Source organism: Pseudomonas sp. R1-1, assembly GCF_051132135.1.
Classification (GTDB): Bacteria; Pseudomonadota; Gammaproteobacteria; order Pseudomonadales; family Pseudomonadaceae; genus Aquipseudomonas.
Genome location: NZ_CP071663.1, coordinates 5,825,139 through 5,844,408, shown reverse-complemented (window position 1 = coordinate 5,844,408; position 19,270 = coordinate 5,825,139). Strand labels below are relative to the sequence as shown.

The window sequence follows — 19,270 nt, the reverse complement described above, 5'->3', positions numbered from 1 at the left end:
GTCACTCCGCTACTGCCGGCACGCCTGTGGATTCGTTACTCGTCTCGTGAACAGGCGATGCCTCAGTGGGCACGACTGTTTCACTCAGCGGCGGCGTCGAGTATTGGCTCAAGTGCAGATTTTTCCCATCGGTGTAGCTGATCTTGCTACCGACCTGCGTGCCGTCCGTGCGCAGCAGCGTGTAATCACTCTGCGTCAGATAAACCGCCATTGAGCTGTTTCGGGGCACGATGGCTGCCACCTCGATGGGTGCCGGGTTAAGCCATTCGTTGGAGTAACTTTCGCACTGGGCAAAATCATTGTTCAGCCGCGCCGAGAACACAAAGGGGCGGGGCTGATTGCTTTGCCACTGCGCACCGAGCTCAATCGAAGTGGCGTTGGCAAACGTGCGCAGGCTCTCGATTTTCTGTAGACGTGGCGCGGTCCAGCGCACGGTCTTGTTAATGTTTTCCTCGTTGTGACAATGACCCACCAGTTGATGATGGTCCGTACGCTGCAGCAGGTATTCAGGTGACTGGCGAAATTGCTGAGGAGGCGTGAGCTGTGAATCTTTTATCGTGAACCATGGCAGTCGAGCGGTGAAAGTGGGTCGCCCTGGCAGCGGCATGACCGGCGCTGCTCCATTCTCCAGTACCGGCAAGGCAGGTCGTGGATTGGACTCCATCAGGACAGGAATACGCAACGCAGGGACAACAAAATTCGCCGGTCTGGTATAGCTGTTCACCCCGATGAAAGTACCGGGCGCCAAGTGAATCTCATCAGGTCGAGCCGCGGGCGTAATCGCGCTCCACAGGCTGATGCTTTGCCGAGCGCCGCTGCCCCTGTCAGACCATGCCGCTTCACTCAGGCCGGACGCGGTCAAAAGGTCGGCGCGCACGCAACGAACAGCGTTGAAAGAAGGTTTTTCGTGGCCGTCGGAGCAAACCCAACCCAGTGCCACGTACCCTTGCGGGGGAACAGGCTTCCAGATCGCGCCGTCCTTCTTCGACCGTGAGCCGGAGTCTCGCCAGACCAGCTCGTAGTTGTCCGGGCGCTGCAATGCTGTGCCTTTGGTGGGATCGATACCGAGCGTTTCAGCCTCGCGAACCACGGCCACCACATGTTTTCCGTTGATGTTCTGATTGCCGTCTATCACCACATCGCCCAACGGAAAATAACCCGGCAGCACATCGGCTGCCGGCACGGGGCGCCAGAAAGCGGCCGGTTTTGCCCGAGAACCGGAGGTGTCCCAGATACGCAGAAATTCAGTTGTAAAGCTGATCAGCAAGTTGTCGTTTCGGATGGGTTGCGGGTGCGCGGGGGGCAAAACGCTATTGTCATGAGTAGTCATTTGCAATTCCTGATAGTTGAAAAGCGACGCAAGGGCGTCGCGACCTGTTGCAGGTCGCACTATCGGAAACGGGGACGGTTATCGGGTGGTAACTATGTATGTGCCAACGTCACAGGGTTTTACCGGTAAACGCCGTCCTTGCCATGGCTGGCCATGGCGCGGTTGCTGCGTACGCTGATCATTTGCCGGATATCGATCCAGTCGATGCCCTGCGCCTTCAACTTCGGCAATTCGCGCTCGAGCACCGCGAGGGTCTGTGGATACGGATGACCGATCATTACCGCTGAGCCCTGTCGATGCGCCAGAGCGATCGCGGTTTGCAACTGCGTGGCGATCGCAGCTTCTGTGCGCTCGTCATCAAGGAATACGTCTCGCGAGACACTCGCCAGATCGATTTTCTGCGCTTGCTGCGCAGCGACCGTTTGCGCGCTGGTGCGGCTGTCGACGAAAAACTTGTGCCGCCGCTGCAATTCAGCCATCAACCACGCCATCGCCGCGGGTTGTGCGGTCATGCGGCTGCCCATGTGGTTGTTGATGCCGGCGGTGAACGGGACTTTTTCGAAAGCGGCGTTGAGGCGTTTTTCGAGTTCTTCGATCGGCAGTTCCGGGTGCCAGGCATAACGCCCGGTGGCCGGGTCCATTGGCATGTGCAGGATGACGATCTTGCCGGCGCGATGGGCCTCGCGGGCAAACTCGGTGGCGTGTGGGGTGTCCGGCATGATCGCCGCGGTCACTGGGCCGGGCAGGGCGAGTACACGACGATCCCGGGGCAGGTTTTGCCCCAGGTCATCGATGATCAGCGTCAGGTAGGCTTTGTGCGGTTTCGGGCTGGCGGGCTCTGCGTGAACAGCACCCGCCAGGCAGCACAACAGAACGAACAGAAAACGCAGTGACATCCTCAACGGCCGGACGTGATGCTCAGCCCTTTGAGCAGGCTCAGGGCCTGGGCCAACTGGTAATCGTCATCCTGTGGCATGGCTTTGGCCTTGCCGCCGGAGCCGGTCGGTTTGTCGGCGCCGCCGTTGCCGTTGCCCAGGTGGCCCTGCAGATCGGCTTCCTTGAAATATTCGCTGTCGGCTTCGTTGGTGATCTTCGCGCGGCGCACTTCGATGTCCGGGACGATGCCCTGCGCCTGGATCGAACGGCCATTGGGCGTAAAGTACAACGCCGTAGTGATTTTCAGTGCGCGGTCGTTGTTCAGCGGCAGCACGGTTTGCACCGAGCCTTTGCCGAAACTGGTGGTGCCCATGACCACAGCGCGTTTCTGATCCTGCAGGGCGCCGGCGACGATTTCCGACGCCGAAGCGCTGCCGCCGTTGATCAGCACGACCATCGGCACTGCTTCGCTTTCGTCCTTGCCGGTCGCCGAGAAGCGCAGTTCGGAGTTGGCGATGCGGCCCTTGGTGTAAACGATCAGGCCTTTGGTGATGAAGTGGTCGACCACTTCCACCGCCGATTGCAGCACGCCGCCCGGGTTGTTGCGCAGGTCGAGAATGATGCCGTTGAGCTTCTTGCCGTTGTCCTTGCGCATCTTGGCCAGCGCCTTGGAGACTTCGTCACCGGTCTTGACCTGGAACTGGGTAATGCGGATGTAGCCATAACCCGATTCGAGCAGCTGTGCCTTGACGCTCTTGACCTGAATCACCGCCCGCGCCAGGGTCACGTCGAACGGCGTACCGCCATCGCGGACCAGGGTGAGGGTGATTTTCTGACCGATCTTGCCGCGCATCTTGTCGACGGCTTCGGTCATGGTCTGGCCGCGTGTCGGCTGGCCGTTGATCTTGACGATGAAGTCGCCAGCCTGAATGCCGGCCTTCGACGCCGGAGTGTCATCGATCGGCGAGACGACCTTGATGAAGCCATCCTCGGCGCCGACTTCGATGCCCAGGCCGCCGAATTCACCGCTGGTGCTTTCCTGCAATTCGGTGAAATCTTCCGGGCCCAGGTAAGCCGAATGCGGATCAAGGTTGCTGAGCATGCCCTTGATCGCGTTTTCCAGCAGGGTCTTGTCGTCCACGGGTTCGACGTACGCGGCTTTGATCCGGTCCATGACCTCGGCGAAGGTGCGCAGCTCTTCCAGCGGCAGCGGTGCCTTGGCGGTCGCGGCAGTGCCTGCCGGAGCGACGGCCGGGGCCGGTTGCGCGGCGAACGCCAGAGGCGCGCCGATCACCAGGGCGATCGTCAGGGCCAGCGAGGTAAGGCGGGACAAATGCAGCATGTCGAACGAACTCCTGAATTAGATGCGGCGCTTATCCTTGCGCACGACACCATTGCGCCGGATCACTCGGGTGACCCTGCTGACGAATTGCGAAATACAGCGCTGGCGTGTCCTGACCGCCACTGTTACCGACAGTGGAGATCGACTCACCCGCTTTGACCACATCACCCGCCGACTTGAGCAGCGTCTGGTTGTGGCCGTACAGACTCAAAAAACCGTTGCCGTGATCGAGGATCACCAGCAGCCCGGCACCGCGCAGCCAGTCGGCGAACACCACGCGACCGCCGTGGACGGCATGCACCTGACTGCCAGCGGAGGCGCTGATCATCACGCCGTCCCACTTGGTTCGGGCATCGTCGCCGCGGCTTTCACCGAAGCGTGCGAGTAATCGACCATCAACCGGCCATGGAAGTTTTCCCCGGGTTGCAGCAAAAGGCCCGCCAAACGTCTCGCCGCTGCTGGACACCAGTGCGCCGGGGGTTGATCGGACGGGTTTTCGTGGGGCGTCGGTGTTGTCAGCCTGCGCCTCACGCAAGCGCTTTTTTTCCGCTTCCTGCTGGGCGATCAGCGCTTTCTGCCGCGCTTCTTCTGCCTCACGAGCCTGGCGGGCCAGGGTTTCTTCAATGGTTTTAAGGACTTTAGACAGGTCTGCCTGATCCTGCTCGCGGGCGGCGAGTTTCTGATCGCGTGCTTTTACGTCGTCATTAAGCTTGGCGAGAACCTGCTGGCGCTCCTTGCGGACTTTCTCGAGTGCTTCGCGCTGAGTGTCGAGGTCGCTTTTCTGTACCAGCAACTGCGCCTGCTGCAAGCCGATGTCCTGTTCGACATTGGCCAGTTGGCGCAGGGTTTCGTTGAAATTCTTCAGCTGTTCCAGGCGGGCCTGGCTCAGGTAGTCGTAATAGGTCAGGGTGCGGGCGAATTTCTCGGGGTTCTGCTGGTTGAGCAGCAGCTTGAGGTATTCCTGACGGCCGTTCTGATAGGCCGCTCGGGCCTGAATGGCGATCAGTCGCTGCTGTTCAGTGCGCGCGCTCTGGAGTTTTTTTTTCTCTGCATCGAGCCGCTGCAGCTCGGATTCGCTTTTCTGCAATTCTTTCTGCAGGGCGTCGACCTGCTTCTGCAGCTTGCCCATCTCGGTTTCGGTGCCCTTGAGCTCCTTCTGCACGCCGGACTTTTCTTCCTGCAGCTTGCCCAGGAGCTTTTTCAGCTCGGCGATATCCTGACGCGTGGCGTCCAACTGCTGTTGGGTTTGCGCGCGCTCGTCGGCGAAGGCCGGCTGGAGCAGACAGGTCAGAGCAAGGGCGATCAGGACGCGAAGCATAGGGGCGGGCGGCACCAGGGTAAGGGACGGCCTAGTATGCCCGCCCGAGGCTGCAAAAAAAACGCCCAATTGGGGCTGTGTGATAACTGGCCTGAAAAACACCACAAACCCGTGTAGGAGTGAGCCTGCTCGCGATGGCGTAGTCACATCCGACAGAGTAGTTGACTGTCGGATTGCTATCGCGAGCAGGCTCACTCCTACAAAGGTTTTGCAGTGTTCGTTGGATTCGGATCAGACCAGGATTGAGGTACCGGTCATCTCCGCCGGTTTTTCCAGGCCCAGCAGCATCAGCATGGTCGGCGCTACATCCGCCAGTACGCCACCCTCACGCACCTTGAGGTCGCGCTTGCCGACATAAATGAACGGCACCGGCTCGGTGGTGTGCGCGGTGTGCGCCTGGCCGGTGGATTCGTCGGCCATCTGCTCGACGTTGCCGTGGTCGGCGGTGATCAGCGCTTCGCCGCCGACTTTTTCCAGTGCTTCAACGATGCGCCCGACGCAGGTGTCCAGGCATTCGACCGCTTTGACCGCTGCGTCGAACACGCCGCTGTGGCCGACCATGTCGCCGTTGGCGTAGTTGACCACGATCACGTCGTAACGCTGGTTTTCGATGGCGTCGACGATGCGGTCGGTCACCTCGGGTGCGCTCATTTCCGGCTGTAAGTCGTAGGTGGCGACTTTCGGCGACGGAATCAGGATGCGCTCTTCGCCGGGGAACGGTTCTTCACGACCGCCGGAGAAAAAGAAGGTCACATGGGCGTATTTCTCGGTTTCAGCGATGCGCAGCTGGGTTTTGCCCTTTTTCGCCAGATAGTCGCCCAGCACGTTTTCCAGGCTGCCAGCGGCGAATGCCGACGGTGCCGGGATGCTCGCCGCGTATTGGGTGAGCATGACGAAACCGGCCAGTTTCGGCTGACGGGCGCGTTCGAATTCCTTGAAATCGTCCTCGACGAACACGCGGGTCAGCTCGCGGGCGCGGTCGGCACGGAAGTTCATGAACACCACGGCATCGCCGTCTTCGACTTTGACCGGTTCACCGATGGTCGTGGCTTTGACGAATTCATCGCTCTCGCCGCGCGCGTAGGCGGCTTCAAGACCTTCCTGAGCGGTGGCGGCGTGGAACTCGCTGTTACCGTCGACGATCAGGTTGTAGGCCTGGGCGACACGATCCCAGCGGTTGTCACGGTCCATGGCGAAATAACGGCCGATGATGCTGGCGATGCGGCCCTTGCCGAGTGCCTGGAAAGTCGCGTCGAGCAGTTCGATCGACGAGGCAGCACTTTTCGGCGGCGTATCGCGGCCATCGAGAAAAGCGTGCAGATAGATTTTTTCCGCGCCGCGCTTGAATGCCAGTTCAGCCATGGCGATCAGGTGATCCTGGTGGCTGTGCACGCCGCCATCCGACAGCAGGCCCATGAAGTGCACGGCCTTGCCGGCGTTAACCGCTTTGTCCACTGCGGCGCAGATGGTCGGGTTGTCGAAGAACTCGCCGTCGCGGATCGCTTTGGTCACGCGAGTGAAGTCCTGATACACCACACGCCCGGCGCCGAGGTTCATGTGGCCGACTTCGGAGTTGCCCATCTGCCCGTCCGGCAGGCCGACGTCCATGCCGCTGCCCGAGATCAAGCCGTTCGGCACCGTGGCCCAGAGGCGATCGAGAACCGGTTTTTTCGCCGCGAACACGGCGTTCGATTCGGGGCTGTCGCTGTGACCGAAGCCGTCGAGAATCATCAGGACCAAAGGTTTAGGCGTAGTCGTCATGGAATCCACTCGTGGCTAATAAAGAAGAGGGCGATGCAAAACGGAGTTGGAGTTTAAAGCGAAGTTCCAACCGCGTCACCGCCGGACGGGGTTTGGCCGACCATAGTGGCTGTGTATACTGGCCGACATTTTAACGCCCTGGAACCTCCTTCGATGGTTGCTCACCTGATTGAATTTGCCACTAACCACTACATTCTTGTCGGTATCTTCGTCGTACTGCTGGCTCTGTTGCTGGCGCACACGATGCAGGGCGGCGGTAAAAGCCTGAGCACCGGCGAACTGACCGCACTGGTCAACAAAGACGCAGGCGTAGTGGTAGACATCCGTCCGGCCAAGGATTACGCCGCTGGCCACATCGTCGGTGCGGTGAACATTCCGCAGGACAAACTGGCTGCCCGTACCGGCGAGCTGGAAAAACACAAGTCCAAGACCATCATTCTGGTCGACGCCCTCGGTCAGACTGCTGGTACTCATGCCCGCGAGCTGATGAAATCCGGCTTCACCGCCGCCAAGCTGTCCGGCGGGATTTCCAGCTGGAAAGGCGACAACCTGCCATTGGTGAAGTGATATGAGCCACGTCGTCGTCTACTCCAGCGATTACTGCCCTTACTGTTCGCGCGCCAAGCACCTGCTCGCCAGCAAAGGCGTGGCCTTCGAAGAGATCAAGGTCGATGGCAAGCCGCAGCTGCGCGCCGACATGACCAGCAAGGCCGGACGCACGTCCGTGCCTCAGATCTGGATCGGCGAAAAGCATATCGGCGGTTGTGATGATTTATATGCTCTGGAGCGCGCCGGCAAACTCGACGCGCTGCTCAAGGGCTGAACGGCTGCACCCACGTACAGCACTCCCTAAAAGACCCAAGATCGATAAGGATCTGAGATGACTGACCAACAGAACACTGCAGCCAGCGAAGAAGAAACCGCACCGCAATTCTCCTTGCAGCGCATCTACGTACGCGACCTGTCCTTCGAAGCCCCGAAAAGCCCGGCGATCTTCCGCCAACAGTGGGACCCGGCGGTCGCGCTGGATCTGAACACCCGCCAGAAAGCGCTGGAAGGTGACTTCTTTGAAGTCGTGCTGACCCTGTCCGTGACCGTGAAAAATGGTGAGGAAGTCGCCTTCATCGCTGAAGTGCAGCAGGCCGGTATCTTCCTGATCAAGAACCTCGACGCCGCTTCGATGAGCCACACCCTGGGTGCGTTCTGCCCGAACATTCTGTTCCCGTACGCGCGCGAAACCCTCGACAGCCTGGTCACCCGTGGTTCGTTCCCGGCACTGATGCTGGCTCCGGTGAACTTCGACGCCCTGTACGCGCAAGAACTGCAGCGCATGCAGGAAAGCGGCGAGACGCCAACCGTTCAATAACGGCGCGGATACGCATCGCGGGCAAGCCCGCTCCCACAGGTTTTGCACATCCTGTGGGAGCGGGCTTGCCCGCGATTGTTTTGGTCAGGCGAATACTATTTGAAGTCGTTCTGGCGCCAGGCTTCGTACACGGCGACCGCGACGGTGTTGGACAGGTTCAGGCTGCGGCAGCCTTCTCGCATCGGCAGGCGCAGGCGCTGTTCTGCGGGAAGCGCATCGAGCACCTCGGCGGGCAAGCCGCGGCTTTCCGGGCCGAAGATAAACGCATCACCCGGCACGAACGCCGCGTCGTGAAACGGCCGAGAGCCCTTGGTGGTAAAAGCGAACAAGCGCGGATTGCCGAGACTTTCCAGGCAACTGGCGAGGTCCGCATGGCGTTGCAGCGTGGCATATTCGTGGTAGTCGAGACCGGCGCGGCGCAGGCGCTTGTCGTCCATCTCGAAACCCAGCGGTTCGATCAAATGCAGGTGGCAGCCGCTGTTGGCGCACAGCCTGATAACGTTGCCGGTATTCGGCGGAATTTCTGGTTGAAAAAGGATGACGTGAAACATGCACGGCTCCGAAGGTAAAGATGAGCGGCATTCTACGCCGCCTGTGGACAACCGTTCGAAACTATTCCCGCGGGTGATCGGTTCACTGGCGATTGTCGGCCTGATGGTCGGCCTGATGATCGGTCGCCTGACCACGCCGGACCCCAGCGAGTTGCAGCAGGTCGAGGTGACCGATGGCGGTCTGGTGGTGTGGTTCAACAACGAACCGAAGCTGCATGGCGAGATCATCGACGGCAGCGTGGCGCTGCTGTTTCAGGCTGAAGGGCGCGCGCAAAAAGGTCAGCTGAAACTCAATGGCCGGGACGTCAACTGGCGCACACGCAAGAGCGATGGTGGCTTGCTGCTGACGGTGCTGGCGGCACGGCCGCTGAAAGGCGAGTGGGTCGGCAGCGAGGTTGACGACCGCTGGCGCCTGGAGATCCGCTTGAGCGAGCCCTAGCGGATAACCTTTTCTCGCTGTTCACTCCGACGCCTTATGGCGTCATTTCCCACTGCAAGCGTCTCTCTTTCCCGTCTCCAACGAACACCGGCTCACGCTATCGTTTCTCTCCTTCAAACGGCAGGATGCCGAAACCCTCGCCTCTCGCATGAACGCAGAGCGACTTTTCAAGGAAGAAAGATATGCCAGTCAAACCACCTCGTCGCGGCGGTAACCACGTTGACGTCCCCGCCAGCGCGAATCGGTCGGCGGACGCGGATCAGTCGCTGTCCGGTCAGTCGGGTCGCAGAAGCGCCGACTCAAGTAGCGCTCAGGATAATTTGCAGCCGCGGGCCGGATCATCCAGTGAGTCAGGCCGCGATGCAGTTGGCCCAGTCGCGGTCGTGGAGGTTCACGCCTCACCCACTGCAGTTCATCGTCCTCCGCCCCTGTTATCGCTGGACGATTACGCCACCAATGCCCGGGCGATCCTTCCACAGATCAATGAAGACGGTCTGCGGGTGATCAGCCGCCGCACGTATGCTGACCTGGCCAATGGCGATCTGGTTCTTGTCGCTGCGGACCCCGTCACCGGTTTATATCGCGCCCGGCGCCCAAACGAGTTGCTGCCATCGGGCCCGGTATTGCTACGCGACGTCGCCAGCGGTCATTGGTATCCGCGCCAGTTGGTTGAGCGACCCACGCGCGCACAGATCAAAAAGTATCTTTCGCAAGCAAGCGATCTCGATGCGGACGCTTTTATCGCCCGGTTCGATGACAAGGATGTGGCGGATGCCGAACTCCAGCGTATCCAGCGTGGTTCGCCTCAGCTGGACATCGAACACGTCAGCATCCCGTTCCACGAGCCTCGTATGACCTATGACGGGGAGATGCAGCAGGCGTTGGATATGTGGGGCAAGCTGCGGCACGTGTACGAGTGGCACGGCCAGCCTGATCAGCGAGTCTATAGCGATGGGCGACTGTCAGGTTACAAGCTGGATATCAATCTCACGTTATGGCCGGTCGACAAGCTGCTGTCGTTGAGATTCAGCGCAGTCGTTTCTCTCGCTTTGAAGGGACATGCTCCGCTGGATGCAGCGGTTTTTTTCAGGCAGTTTCCCAACATTGAAAGTCTGACGATATCAAGCCAGGCGATTACCAGAAGAAATGCCGCGAGCGGGTTGTTCATGTTCCAGGCAGCTCAATCAAGATTCAGTATGGATTCAAGCTTTGCAGGGCAGTTGACAGGGCTTACCCGGTTACGGGAGCTGAATCTGCAGAATTGCGACTTGCCGGCAGGTTTTTCGTTGAGGGGCCTGAGTAGGCTGCAGGTGTTGAGGTTGATTGATACACGGGTCAAAGTGTTGACCGAGCATGCCGGTCCGTGGCGCCCAGGGGAGCCTGTGCAACACGTGGCTGATTATTCGCCAGTTGAACCGGATTTGACCGGCATGACCGAGTTACGTGTGTTGGATCTGACGCGGACTGGAATAAGCCGTCTTCCTTCCGGGCTTGATGCTGGCAATGGTCCGTCGAAGCTGGAAGTTTTAAAACTGGGTGACAATCCGATATTTGCCGCACCCTCAGTCAAAGCTATGACAGCGCTGCAGGAACTGGATCTTTCCCACATGGGGCTAGACGGATTTCCCGAGGGCATTACCTCGATGATTCCAGAAAAAGTATTGAATCTGGCGAATAATCGAATCACAGCGATCCCGGCATCCGTTGAACTCAGAGCCGGTTTCAATCTCATCGGCAATCCAATCACTGATCCGGTCTCCCTCCGTCGGCTGCTATATGCACGTAACCAGACAGGTAACGACATTTGGCTCGGAAGCGAAAGTTTTGATTTGTCGGCCAATCTTTGGCTGCAACATGTCCCGGCAGAGCAATTGGCTCGAAAGCTACAACTCTGGGGCAGCGTTAGCCATCTTGCCAGAGGTCTGAAGAAGCTGAGCCGTACGCCGGAGTTTTACGTTGAGCGGCCGCTATTGCAGCGGCGCGTCTGGTCGTTTCTCGAGATATACGACAAGGCTGATGTAGACGAGCAGTTGCGACTGAATCAGATTTTGGCTGAAGAACCGAGCCCAGTAGGAATGCTGGAAAAGCTGGAAGAAGAAATACGCACATACGACAGTACACGGCAGAATCAGCCCCTGCATCATCTGCCCAAGCGCCCGAAGCTCGATTGAGCCTCGAACCGGGGGGAGGAGTAAAAGCGGGAATCCCTGACCTGCCTGTATCAGGGTTCCCAAAAGGGGCGGACTTCGCTGTGAGCGTCGGTCCGGTGTAAAGAGGGAACCCCCGGCCTGCCTGTACCAAGGATCCCAAAAGGGTGAGCTCGTCGCGTTGCGACATGGCCCGATGTAAAGAGGGGAATCCCCGGCCTGCCTGTACCAAGGTCCCCGAAACGGGTGGTGAAACGAATCACCTGTAAGAGATGTTGCAGGGGGCGTGCCAGGTTTTAATCTGCTGTAACAAAAAGCCTGTTCAGAAATACGAAAGCCCCGGATTTCGGGGCTTTCGCGTGTGCGGCTTGGGAGGATTTAGGCTTTTTAGATGGTAAGTGTGGCGATGTCGCTGTGCGCGATCACGGGTCATTGTGCATTGATGCGGTGCACGGCGGCCCTCACCCTAACCCTCTCCCGAGGGAGAGGGGACTGACCGTGGCGTTTTTTCGGATTACGCCGACCTGAGGTACCGAGCCGAACTCAAGCTTTGAAAGCGCTCGGGATCTGCTCCCTCTCCCATTGGGAGAGGGCTGGGGTGAGGGGATTGGATCTCGAATACACCGACGATCTCAAGCGAACGAAGCGTTAACCCTCATCCCCCTCGTCATCATCGCCACCATCAACCTTCATCCCCAATTCCTTGATCTTGCGCGTCAGGGTATTACGCCCCCAACCCAGTAACACCGCAGCGTCACGACGGCGACCGGCGGTGTGCTTGAGGGCCGTCTCGATCATGATCCGCTCAAACGCCGGTACCGCGCTGTCGAGCAGACTTGACTGACCACGCGCCAAGGCCTGATCGGCCCACTGACGCAGCGCCTGTTCCCAGTTGGTCACCGGCGCCGAATCCTGCGGCAGGTTCAGCAGTTCTGGCGGCAAGTCGCTGATGTGCACTTCGCGCCCGGAAGCCATCACCGTGATCCAGCGGCAGGTGTTCTCCAGCTGACGCACGTTGCCCGGCCATGGCAGGTTTTTCAGGTATTCCTCGGTCTCGCTTTTCAGCAGCTTGGGCTCGACCGCGAGTTCCTGGGCGGCGCGGCTGAGGAAGTGTTTGGCCAGGGTCGGGATGTCTTCGCGACGATCGGACAGGCGCGGGATGTGAATGCGGATCACGTTGAGGCGGTGGAACAAGTCCTCACGGAATTTGCCGGCATGCACCAGGGTTTCCAGGTTCTGGTGCGTTGCGGCGATGATGCGCACGTCGACCTTGACCGGCACATGCCCGCCCACCCGATAGAACTCACCGTCAGCCAGCACGCGCAACAGACGCGTCTGGGTGTCGGCCGGCATGTCGCCGATTTCATCGAGGAACAGTGTGCCGCCATCCGCCTGTTCAAAACGGCCGCGACGCAAGTTGGCCGCGCCGGTGAACGCGCCTTTCTCATGGCCGAACAGTTCCGACTCCATCAGATCCTTGGGGATCGCTGCCATGTTCAACGCAATGAACGGCGACGCCGCGCGTGGGCTGTGACGGTGCAGGGCGTGGGCGACCAGTTCTTTACCGGTACCCGACTCACCGTTGATCAGCACGGTGATGTTGGAATGGCTCAAGCGGCCGATGGCGCGAAACACTTCCTGCATCGCCGGCGCTTCGCCGATGATTTCCGGAGTGCGGGTCAATGCCGGTACGACTTCCAGTCCTTGCTGTTCCTGAGCGTGCTGATTGGCACGCTTGACCAGCGAAACGGCCTCGTCGACGTCGAACGGCTTCGGCAAGTATTCAAACGCGCCGCCCTGATACGAGGCGACCGCGCTGTCCAGATCGGAGTGAGCGGTCATGATGATGACCGGCAACCGCGGGTGCTGTTCGCGAATCCGCGCCAACAGGTCCAGACCGCTGGCGCCGGGCATGCGGATGTCGGAAATGATCACGTCCGGCTGCTGCCGCGCCAGACGACTCATCACGCCATCGGCGCTGTCGAAGCTCTGCGTGGTCATGCCTTCCTGTTGCAAGGCCTTTTCCAGAACCCAACGGATAGAACGGTCGTCATCGACGATCCACACGGTTTCACTACGGCTCATGTCGATGTGGCTCCTTGTTCCAGTGGCAGGAAGATCGAGAACGTGGTGTGGCCTGGATGGCTCTCACACTCGATCAGGCCCTGATGCTGACTGATGATGTTCTGGGTAATGGCCAGGCCCAGCCCGGTACCGTCCGGGCGCCCGCTGACCATCGGAAAGAAAATGGTTTCCTGCAGTTCCGCAGGGATGCCCGGGCCGTTGTCGATGATTTCGATCTTGGTCACCAGGCGATGACGGATATGGCCGATGGTGAACTGGCGCATGGCACGGGTGCGCAGGCTGATGCGGCCCAGACGCAGCTCGTTCTGGCTGCTGATCGCCTGCATCGCATTGCGCACGATGTTCAATACCGCCTGAATCATCTGCTCACGGTCGATCAATACGTCCGGAATGCTCGGGTCATAGTCGCGCACCAAGGTGATGCAGCCCTGGCTTTCGGCTTCGACCAGTTGGCAGACGCGTTCGAGCACTTCGTGGACGTTGCACATCGCCAGCGACGGCAGCTTGTTGGAACCGAGCATGCGGTCGACCAGATTGCGCAGGCGGTCGGCCTCTTCAATGATCACGTTGGTGTAATCGCGCAGGCTGTCTTCCGGCAGTTCGCGGGCCAGCAATTGCGCGGCGCCACGAATCCCGCCGAGCGGGTTCTTGATCTCGTGGGCGAGGCCGCGTACCAGCATCTTGCTGGTTTCCTGCTTGGACAACTGCGCCTCTTCCTTGGTGATCCGCAGCAAGCGGTCACGCGGGTGGACTTCAAGCAAAAGCAGGGTTTCGCCATTGCTGAGGATCGGCGTTACCGCGTAGTCCACGGTCAACGTCTGGCCGGTGAGCGCGGTGAGCATCGCTTCGCGCTTGGTAAACGGATGCGCTTGCTCGACCGCCTGGCGCAGGGAGTTGAGCGCCTCGGGGGATTCGGTGAACAGCTCGCTGATGAACTGGCCATGGCTGCGCTGACCGCTGACGGCCAGCAGCATTTCCGCCGCCGGGTTCATGTACTCGAGGCGTAATTGCGCGTCGAGCAGGATGGTCGCGGTGGTCAGGTTGTCGAGCAGCAAACGATGGATTGCGTCGCTTATGGTCATCTGGACCCCTTTTGGAGCAAGGCGTGCGCGAGAACTAAGCGCTGATACCGGGAAAATGCAAAAACCAAACCAAGGCTCCGAAAAGAAGCGTTTAACCCGTGAAACAGGCGTTTGACGCGCGTTTGTATGGCACGAAGCCAGCTCAAACGGGAAGTTTCGAACCAAAATGGGTTGGAATTTGAGTAGGGTGCAGCTTAGCGCACCAATATAGTGCGCATCGCTTGGTAGCGTCAGAAGAAGCGCAGGAAGGGGTTTTTCGGTTCTTCAGGTTTGTCTTTCAGCGGGCATTCCGGCCGCACGCCGTAATCGTCTTTGGTGCAAGGTTTGACCTGACGTCTCTGCGCCAGCGAAATGCGCAGCATGTGGAAGGGCTGGTTGGCGGTGCGTTCGACGGTGCGGCCCTCGGCATCGAGAATTTCTGCCGACAGGTTGTGGCTGCCGCGATCTATATTGCTCAGCGGGAAGACCGGGCTCAGGCCGGGTTCGCCGGTTGGCTTTCCGTCCAGCAACAAGCGATAGCGGTGCCCTTGCTGCAAGCCGGGCTCGCTGGTGATGCTGACAATCAGTTCTCCGGCACTGCTGCGGATGGTCGCATCGGGCTCGGGCACCAGAACCCGCAGCATGTCGTAATGAAACGGTGGCTGTGGTGAGGCGTTCCTGGTTTGGCTACTCGGGGCGGCGGCGGCGGCGGCGGCGGCGGTCGGGCTGGCAGACATGCGATTGCTGGTGGCGATCGGTACACGCTTGGCATTGCCGCGCGGCTGGTCGGTGTAGACGCGATTGCCCTGAGCATCGATATAGGTGAACACCTCGGCTGAGGCGGGCAGGGCGAGCAGGCACAGGATCAGGCAGGCAACTTTCATGGTCGATGCACCCGCTGCACGGTGAAGACTGCGGGTGGGCTTTGCTGAATCACGGTCTGGCCGTCGATCACCTGCACCGCAAGCCGATGTTCGCCGCGGTCGACGTTGACCAGTTGCAGGCTCGGCACGTTGCTTGGCTGGCCGTAGGGTTCGTCGTCGAGTACCAGTCTTAATTGATGCGGCGGCTGCAGGCGCGGCTTGATCAGCACGTTGACGGTGAAAGTGCCGTTGTTGGCGCGCAGGGCTTCTTCCGTGGGCAGGCCGGCCAGTTCAAGGATTTCGTAGGCATTGCTCGGCGGCTGGCGCGCTTCGGTCTCAGGTGCGGACGGCGAAACTGGCGCTTGCGGCTCGACACGGTTCAACGGCGGCAGCTCAACCGGCTGCGCCTTCACACCGTCCGGCGAATGATCGCTGTAGACCGTGTTGCCATTGGCGTCGGTGTACTTGTAGATCTGCGCAGCGGCGGGCAGGGCGATCAGCAGCAACATAAAAAGAAAGGAGCGACCCATGAACTCGACCGGTATGGAAAGCGATGGGTGCAGCATAGGACAGGTGGGGCGGTTGGCCCAACTTGCGACACATCCAAAGATCATTCAAACACCACAAATCCCTGTAGGAGTGAGCCTGCTCGCGATCGCGGTGGATCATCAAGAAAATTGGCGACTGACACGCCGCCATCGCGAGCAGGCTCACTCCTACAGGGGACTTGGTTGGCCGCAAAATCGAGGCAATAAAAAAAGGCCTCCCGAAGGAGGCCTCTTTTTGTCACGCCGCGTTACGCAGCGCTACCGGATCAGCAGCTGTAGTACAGCTCATATTCCAGTGGGTGTACGAAGGTGCGAACCTTGATTTCTTCTTCCGATTTCAGCGCGATGTAAGCGTCGATGAAGTCGTCGGAGAATACGCCGCCCTTGGTCAGGAACGCGCGGCCCTTGTCCAGCTCTTCCAGGGCTTCTTTCAGGCTACCGCAAACCTGTGGGATCTCTTTCGCCTCTTCAGGCGGCAGGTCGTACAGATTTTTGTCAGCGGCATCGCCTGGGTGGATCTTGTTCTGGATACCGTCCAGACCGGCCATCAGCAGTGCGGCGAAGGCCAGGTACGGGTTGGCAGCCGGATCCGGGAAGCGTGCCTCGATACGGCGGGCTTTCGGGCTCGACACGTAAGGAATGCGGATCGACGCGGAGCGGTTGCGAGCCGAGTAGGCCAGCATTACCGGCGCTTCGAAGCCTGGCACCAGACGCTTGTACGAGTTGGTGGCCGGGTTGGTGAAGCCGTTCAGGGCCTTACCGTGCTTGATGATGCCGCCGATGAAGTACAGAGCGGTATCGGAGAGGCCGGCATAGCCTTCACCGGCGAAGGTGTTCTTGCCGTCTTTCCAGATCGACATGTGTACGTGCATGCCCGAACCGTTGTCGCCGTACAGTGGCTTCGGCATGAAGGTCGCGGTGCGGCCGTATGCATCAGCAACGTTGTGGACGACGTACTTCAGGGTCTGGGTTTCGTCGGCTTTCTTCACCAGGGTGTTGAACTTGACGCCGATTTCGTTCTGGCCGGCAGTCGCCACTTCGTGGTGGTGAACTTCAACGGTCAGACCCATTTCTTCCAGTGCGTTGCACATGGAGGTACGGATTTCGTGGTCGTGGTCGAACGGCGGAACCGGGAAGTAGCCACCCTTGACGCCTGGACGGTGACCCTTGTTGCCACCTTCGACGTCCTGGTCGGACATCCACGAACCTTGCTCGGAGTAGATCTTGAACATCGAGCCGGAGATGTCCGACTTGAATTTCACCGAGTCAAAGATGAAGAACTCAGGCTCTGGACCGGCGAACACAGTGTCACCGATACCGGTGGCTTTCAGGTGCTCTTCGGCGCGCTTGGCGATCGCACGTGGGTCGCGGTCGTAGCCTTGCATGCTCGAAGGTTCGATGATGTCGCACACCAGGATCAGGGTAGCGTCTTCGGTGAACGGGTCGAGAACGGCAGTTTCGTCAACCGGCATCAGGATCATGTCGGAGGCTTCGATGCCTTTCCAGCCAGCGATGGAGGAACCGTCGAACATCTTGCCGACTTCGAAGAAGTCGTCATCCAGCGCATCGCGAGCCGGCATGGTCACGTGGTGCTGAGTGCCTTTGGTGTCCGTGAAGCGCAGATCAATCCATTTGACGTCATGATCTTTGATGAGTTGAACCGTCTTCGACATACTGTCCTCCGGGTGGCTTAGGGCTAGTAGTGGATGCCCTTAAAGTTGGGTGATGCCGGCGCGAATACTCTGCCAAGGCAACCTGCCTCACAAGGGAGCAAATTGCATGCCAGTGCCCCAGCATGGGTTTTTTGCCCCAATTTCATGCTTATAAAGGCTTCAAGCGGCCTGATTGCGAAAATATCGCCCTTTAATGTGGCGGAGCAAATCGAAAACGACCCGTTTTGGTGCGCGCAAAACGTTCTGCATATTAACTGGTTAAACCTTGAGCAATTTCCGCTATAATCCGCGCCCCCCTTTTTCGGCTGGCCGTGCGCGCGCTGTTTTCATGAAACTAATCGTAAAAGTCTTCCCCGAGATCACCATCAAAAGCCGACCTGTCCGGACGAAGTTCATCCGCCAGTTGGCCAAGAACATCCGCACCGTGCTCCGCGACTTGGACCCGGCAGTGGTGGTGAACGGCGTGTGGGACAATCTCGAGCTGGAAACCCGCGTTACCGACCCCAAAGCCTTGAAAGAGATGGGCGAGCGCCTGACCTGCATGCCAGGTATCGCACACTTTCTGCAGATCGACGAGTACCCGCTAGGCGACTTCGACGACATCACCGAGAAGTGCAAACAGCATTACGGTGCTGCGCTGGCCGGGAAGATTTTTTCGGTGCGCTGCAAGCGCGCCGGCAAGCACACGTTCAGTTCGATGGACGTCGAAAAATACGTCGGCAGCAAGCTGCGTCGCGAGTGCGGTGCGGCCGGAATCGACCTGAAATCGCCGGAAATCGAAGTCCGCATCGAAGTTCGCGACAAACGGTTGTTCGTCATCCACAGCCAGCACAACGGCATCGGCGGCTACCCGCTCGGTGCGCTGGAGCAGACGCTGGTATTGATGTCCGGCGGCTTCGACTCGACCGTGGCGGCCTACCAGATCCTGCGCCGTGGCCTGATGACGCACTTCTGCTTCTTCAATCTGGGCGGGCGTGCCCACGAATTGGGCGTGATGGAAGTCGCGCATTTCATCTGGAAGAAGTACGGCAGCTCGCAACGCGTGCTATTTGTCAGTGTTCCGTTCGAAGAAGTGCTGGGCGAAATTCTCGGCAAAGTCGATAACAGTCATATGGGCGTCGTATTGAAGCGTATGATGTTGCGCGCGGCGTCGAACATCGCCGAGCGCCTGCACATCGACGCGCTGGTTACCGGCGAAGCGATCTCCCAGGTCTCGAGCCAGACCCTGCCGAACCTGTCGGTGATCGACTGCGTGACCGACAAGCTGGTCCTGCGCCCACTGATCGTTGCGCACAAACAGGACATCATCGACACCGCGAACGAGATCGGCACTGCCGATTTCGCCCGGCACATGCCGGAATACTGCGGGGTCATTTCGGTCAACCCGAAAACCGCCGCCAAACGCGGTCGGGTTGAGCACGAAGAGCAGCAATTCGACATGGCGGTGCTCGAGCGTGCGCTCGCCAACGCCAAGCTGGTGCCAATCGATCGGGTGATCGACGAATTGGGCCAGGACGTACAGATTGAAGAAGTCAGCGAAGCACTGGCCGGCCAGATCGTGATCGACATCCGTCACCCGGATGCCGCCGAGGATGAGCCGCTGGAACTCGCTGGCGTAGAAGTACAGACGATGCCGTTCTATGCAGTGAACGCTCGTTTCAAGGAGCTGGATCCGACTCGCCAGTACCTGCTGTATTGCGACAAAGGCGTGATGAGTCGCCTGCATGCTCACCATTTGCTCAGTGAGGGGCATGCCAATGTGCGCGTTTATCGACCGAGCTAAGTGCCCGGGGCTGTTTGCCTGTGGCCTGCGTCACCGGCCCCCCGACACCGCCGTCAAGCTGTAACGGCCATGCCGGACACTACTGCTAATCGCTGCCAAGACTTGTCAGCAAACCGAATCCTCTGAT

General features: G+C 59.5%; 17 protein-coding genes. 6 read left to right on the top strand and 11 right to left on the bottom strand.

Annotated elements, in window-relative coordinates; translation table 11 throughout:
* Position 1: 1 nt before the first annotated feature.
* The 5 genes from J3P75_RS26075 to gpmI all read right to left on the bottom strand — a co-directional run bounded on the left by J3P75_RS26075 (position 2) and on the right by gpmI (position 6,627).
* Complete coding sequence (locus J3P75_RS26075) at positions 2-1,330, bottom strand: Vps62-related protein (protein ID WP_434708693.1); 1,329 nt, start codon at positions 1,328-1,330, stop codon at positions 2-4.
* Between the two features lie 119 nt (positions 1,331-1,449).
* Positions 1,450-2,226 carry a divergent polysaccharide deacetylase family protein gene (locus J3P75_RS26070; protein WP_434708692.1) on the bottom strand — a complete coding sequence of 259 codons (777 nt, stop codon included), beginning with the start codon at positions 2,224-2,226 and terminating at the stop codon, positions 1,450-1,452.
* 2 nt (positions 2,227-2,228) lie between these two features.
* Positions 2,229-3,548: a S41 family peptidase gene (locus J3P75_RS26065; protein ID WP_434708691.1), complete on the bottom strand. Its 1,320-nt coding sequence runs from the start codon at positions 3,546-3,548 to the stop codon at positions 2,229-2,231.
* 31 nt (positions 3,549-3,579) lie between these two features.
* On the bottom strand, positions 3,580-4,866 hold the full coding sequence (locus J3P75_RS26060) for a murein hydrolase activator EnvC family protein (protein ID WP_434708690.1): 1,287 nt from the start codon (positions 4,864-4,866) through the stop codon (positions 3,580-3,582).
* Positions 4,867-5,097: 231 nt separating this feature from the next.
* Entirely contained in the window at positions 5,098-6,627 is a 1,530-nt protein-coding gene (gene gpmI / locus J3P75_RS26055) for a 2,3-bisphosphoglycerate-independent phosphoglycerate mutase (protein WP_434708689.1), read from the bottom strand.
* A gap of 153 nt (positions 6,628-6,780) precedes the next feature.
* Between gpmI and J3P75_RS26050 the strand changes: the two genes are divergently transcribed.
* The 3 genes from J3P75_RS26050 to secB are packed head-to-tail and all read left to right on the top strand — an operon-like array spanning position 6,781 to position 7,993.
* Entirely contained in the window at positions 6,781-7,194 is a 414-nt protein-coding gene (locus J3P75_RS26050) for a rhodanese-like domain-containing protein (RefSeq protein ID WP_332765559.1), read from the top strand.
* A 1-nt stretch (position 7,195) separates the two neighbouring features.
* Positions 7,196-7,450, top strand: a complete 255-nt coding sequence (gene grxC, locus J3P75_RS26045; protein ID WP_434708688.1) for a glutaredoxin 3 — start codon at positions 7,196-7,198, stop codon at positions 7,448-7,450.
* A gap of 57 nt (positions 7,451-7,507) precedes the next feature.
* Positions 7,508-7,993, top strand: coding sequence for a protein-export chaperone SecB (secB, locus tag J3P75_RS26040; protein ID WP_064117041.1), 486 nt, complete (start codon positions 7,508-7,510; stop codon positions 7,991-7,993).
* A 95-nt stretch (positions 7,994-8,088) separates the two neighbouring features.
* Here secB and trmL read toward each other — a convergent pair whose 3' ends face one another.
* A complete protein-coding gene (gene trmL, locus J3P75_RS26035) occupies positions 8,089-8,544 on the bottom strand; it encodes a tRNA (uridine(34)/cytosine(34)/5-carboxymethylaminomethyluridine(34)-2'-O)-methyltransferase TrmL (RefSeq protein ID WP_027611265.1) in 456 nt (151 codons plus the stop codon).
* On the opposite strand from trmL, the gene J3P75_RS26030 reads away from it, so the two are divergent.
* A complete protein-coding gene (locus J3P75_RS26030) occupies positions 8,543-8,983 on the top strand; it encodes a hypothetical protein (protein ID WP_434708686.1) in 441 nt (146 codons plus the stop codon). The two genes, trmL and J3P75_RS26030, sit on opposite strands and share 2 nt — an antisense overlap.
* Positions 8,984-9,165: 182 nt before the next feature.
* Positions 9,166-11,154, top strand: a complete 1,989-nt coding sequence (locus J3P75_RS26025) for a leucine-rich repeat domain-containing protein (RefSeq protein WP_434708685.1) — start codon at positions 9,166-9,168, stop codon at positions 11,152-11,154.
* 624 nt (positions 11,155-11,778) lie between these two features.
* Here the strand turns inward: J3P75_RS26025 and ntrC are convergent.
* From ntrC to glnA, 5 genes are all read right to left on the bottom strand, one after another.
* On the bottom strand, positions 11,779-13,215 hold the full coding sequence (ntrC, locus tag J3P75_RS26020; RefSeq protein WP_090280245.1) for a nitrogen regulation protein NR(I): 1,437 nt from the start codon (positions 13,213-13,215) through the stop codon (positions 11,779-11,781).
* The gene (glnL, locus tag J3P75_RS26015; RefSeq protein ID WP_090280248.1) at positions 13,212-14,297 is read right to left on the bottom strand and encodes a nitrogen regulation protein NR(II); all 1,086 of its coding nucleotides are present in this window, start codon (positions 14,295-14,297) and stop codon (positions 13,212-13,214) included. Before glnL ends, ntrC begins: the two co-directional genes overlap by 4 nt.
* 230 nt (positions 14,298-14,527) lie before the next feature.
* Positions 14,528-15,160, bottom strand: coding sequence for a DUF4124 domain-containing protein (locus J3P75_RS26010; protein WP_434708684.1), 633 nt, complete (start codon positions 15,158-15,160; stop codon positions 14,528-14,530).
* Positions 15,157-15,669: a DUF4124 domain-containing protein gene (locus tag J3P75_RS26005; RefSeq protein WP_434708683.1), complete on the bottom strand. Its 513-nt coding sequence runs from the start codon at positions 15,667-15,669 to the stop codon at positions 15,157-15,159. Before J3P75_RS26005 ends, J3P75_RS26010 begins: the two co-directional genes overlap by 4 nt.
* A gap of 284 nt (positions 15,670-15,953) precedes the next feature.
* Positions 15,954-17,360, bottom strand: a complete 1,407-nt coding sequence (gene glnA / locus J3P75_RS26000) for a type I glutamate--ammonia ligase (protein WP_090280253.1) — start codon at positions 17,358-17,360, stop codon at positions 15,954-15,956.
* A 328-nt stretch (positions 17,361-17,688) separates the two neighbouring features.
* Between glnA and thiI the strand changes: the two genes are divergently transcribed.
* Complete coding sequence (gene thiI / locus J3P75_RS25995) at positions 17,689-19,143, top strand: tRNA uracil 4-sulfurtransferase ThiI (protein WP_090280257.1); 1,455 nt, start codon at positions 17,689-17,691, stop codon at positions 19,141-19,143.
* Positions 19,144-19,270 lie beyond the last annotated feature (127 nt).

What these genes read in the sequence shown, in the direction of transcription:
- J3P75_RS26075 (WP_434708693.1), bottom strand. Translation starts at nt 1,330, where the DNA reads ATGACTACTCATGACAATAGCGTTTTGCCCCCCGCGCACCCGCAACCC.
- J3P75_RS26070 (WP_434708692.1), bottom strand. Translation starts at nt 2,226, where the DNA reads ATGTCACTGCGTTTTCTGTTCGTTCTGTTGTGCTGCCTGGCGGGTGCT.
- J3P75_RS26065 (WP_434708691.1), bottom strand. Translation starts at nt 3,548, where the DNA reads ATGCTGCATTTGTCCCGCCTTACCTCGCTGGCCCTGACGATCGCCCTG.
- J3P75_RS26060 (WP_434708690.1), bottom strand. Translation starts at nt 4,866, where the DNA reads ATGCTTCGCGTCCTGATCGCCCTTGCTCTGACCTGTCTGCTCCAGCCG.
- gpmI (WP_434708689.1), bottom strand. Translation starts at nt 6,627, where the DNA reads ATGACGACTACGCCTAAACCTTTGGTCCTGATGATTCTCGACGGCTTC.
- J3P75_RS26050 (WP_332765559.1), top strand. Translation starts at nt 6,781, where the DNA reads ATGGTTGCTCACCTGATTGAATTTGCCACTAACCACTACATTCTTGTC.
- grxC (WP_434708688.1), top strand. Translation starts at nt 7,196, where the DNA reads ATGAGCCACGTCGTCGTCTACTCCAGCGATTACTGCCCTTACTGTTCG.
- secB (WP_064117041.1), top strand. Translation starts at nt 7,508, where the DNA reads ATGACTGACCAACAGAACACTGCAGCCAGCGAAGAAGAAACCGCACCG.
- J3P75_RS26030 (WP_434708686.1), top strand. Translation starts at nt 8,543, where the DNA reads ATGCACGGCTCCGAAGGTAAAGATGAGCGGCATTCTACGCCGCCTGTG.
- trmL (WP_027611265.1), bottom strand. Translation starts at nt 8,544, where the DNA reads ATGTTTCACGTCATCCTTTTTCAACCAGAAATTCCGCCGAATACCGGC.
- J3P75_RS26025 (WP_434708685.1), top strand. Translation starts at nt 9,166, where the DNA reads ATGCCAGTCAAACCACCTCGTCGCGGCGGTAACCACGTTGACGTCCCC.
- ntrC (WP_090280245.1), bottom strand. Translation starts at nt 13,215, where the DNA reads ATGAGCCGTAGTGAAACCGTGTGGATCGTCGATGACGACCGTTCTATC.
- glnL (WP_090280248.1), bottom strand. Translation starts at nt 14,297, where the DNA reads ATGACCATAAGCGACGCAATCCATCGTTTGCTGCTCGACAACCTGACC.
- J3P75_RS26010 (WP_434708684.1), bottom strand. Translation starts at nt 15,160, where the DNA reads ATGAAAGTTGCCTGCCTGATCCTGTGCCTGCTCGCCCTGCCCGCCTCA.
- J3P75_RS26005 (WP_434708683.1), bottom strand. Translation starts at nt 15,669, where the DNA reads ATGGGTCGCTCCTTTCTTTTTATGTTGCTGCTGATCGCCCTGCCCGCC.
- glnA (WP_090280253.1), bottom strand. Translation starts at nt 17,360, where the DNA reads ATGTCGAAGACGGTTCAACTCATCAAAGATCATGACGTCAAATGGATT.
- thiI (WP_090280257.1), top strand. Translation starts at nt 17,689, where the DNA reads ATGAAACTAATCGTAAAAGTCTTCCCCGAGATCACCATCAAAAGCCGA.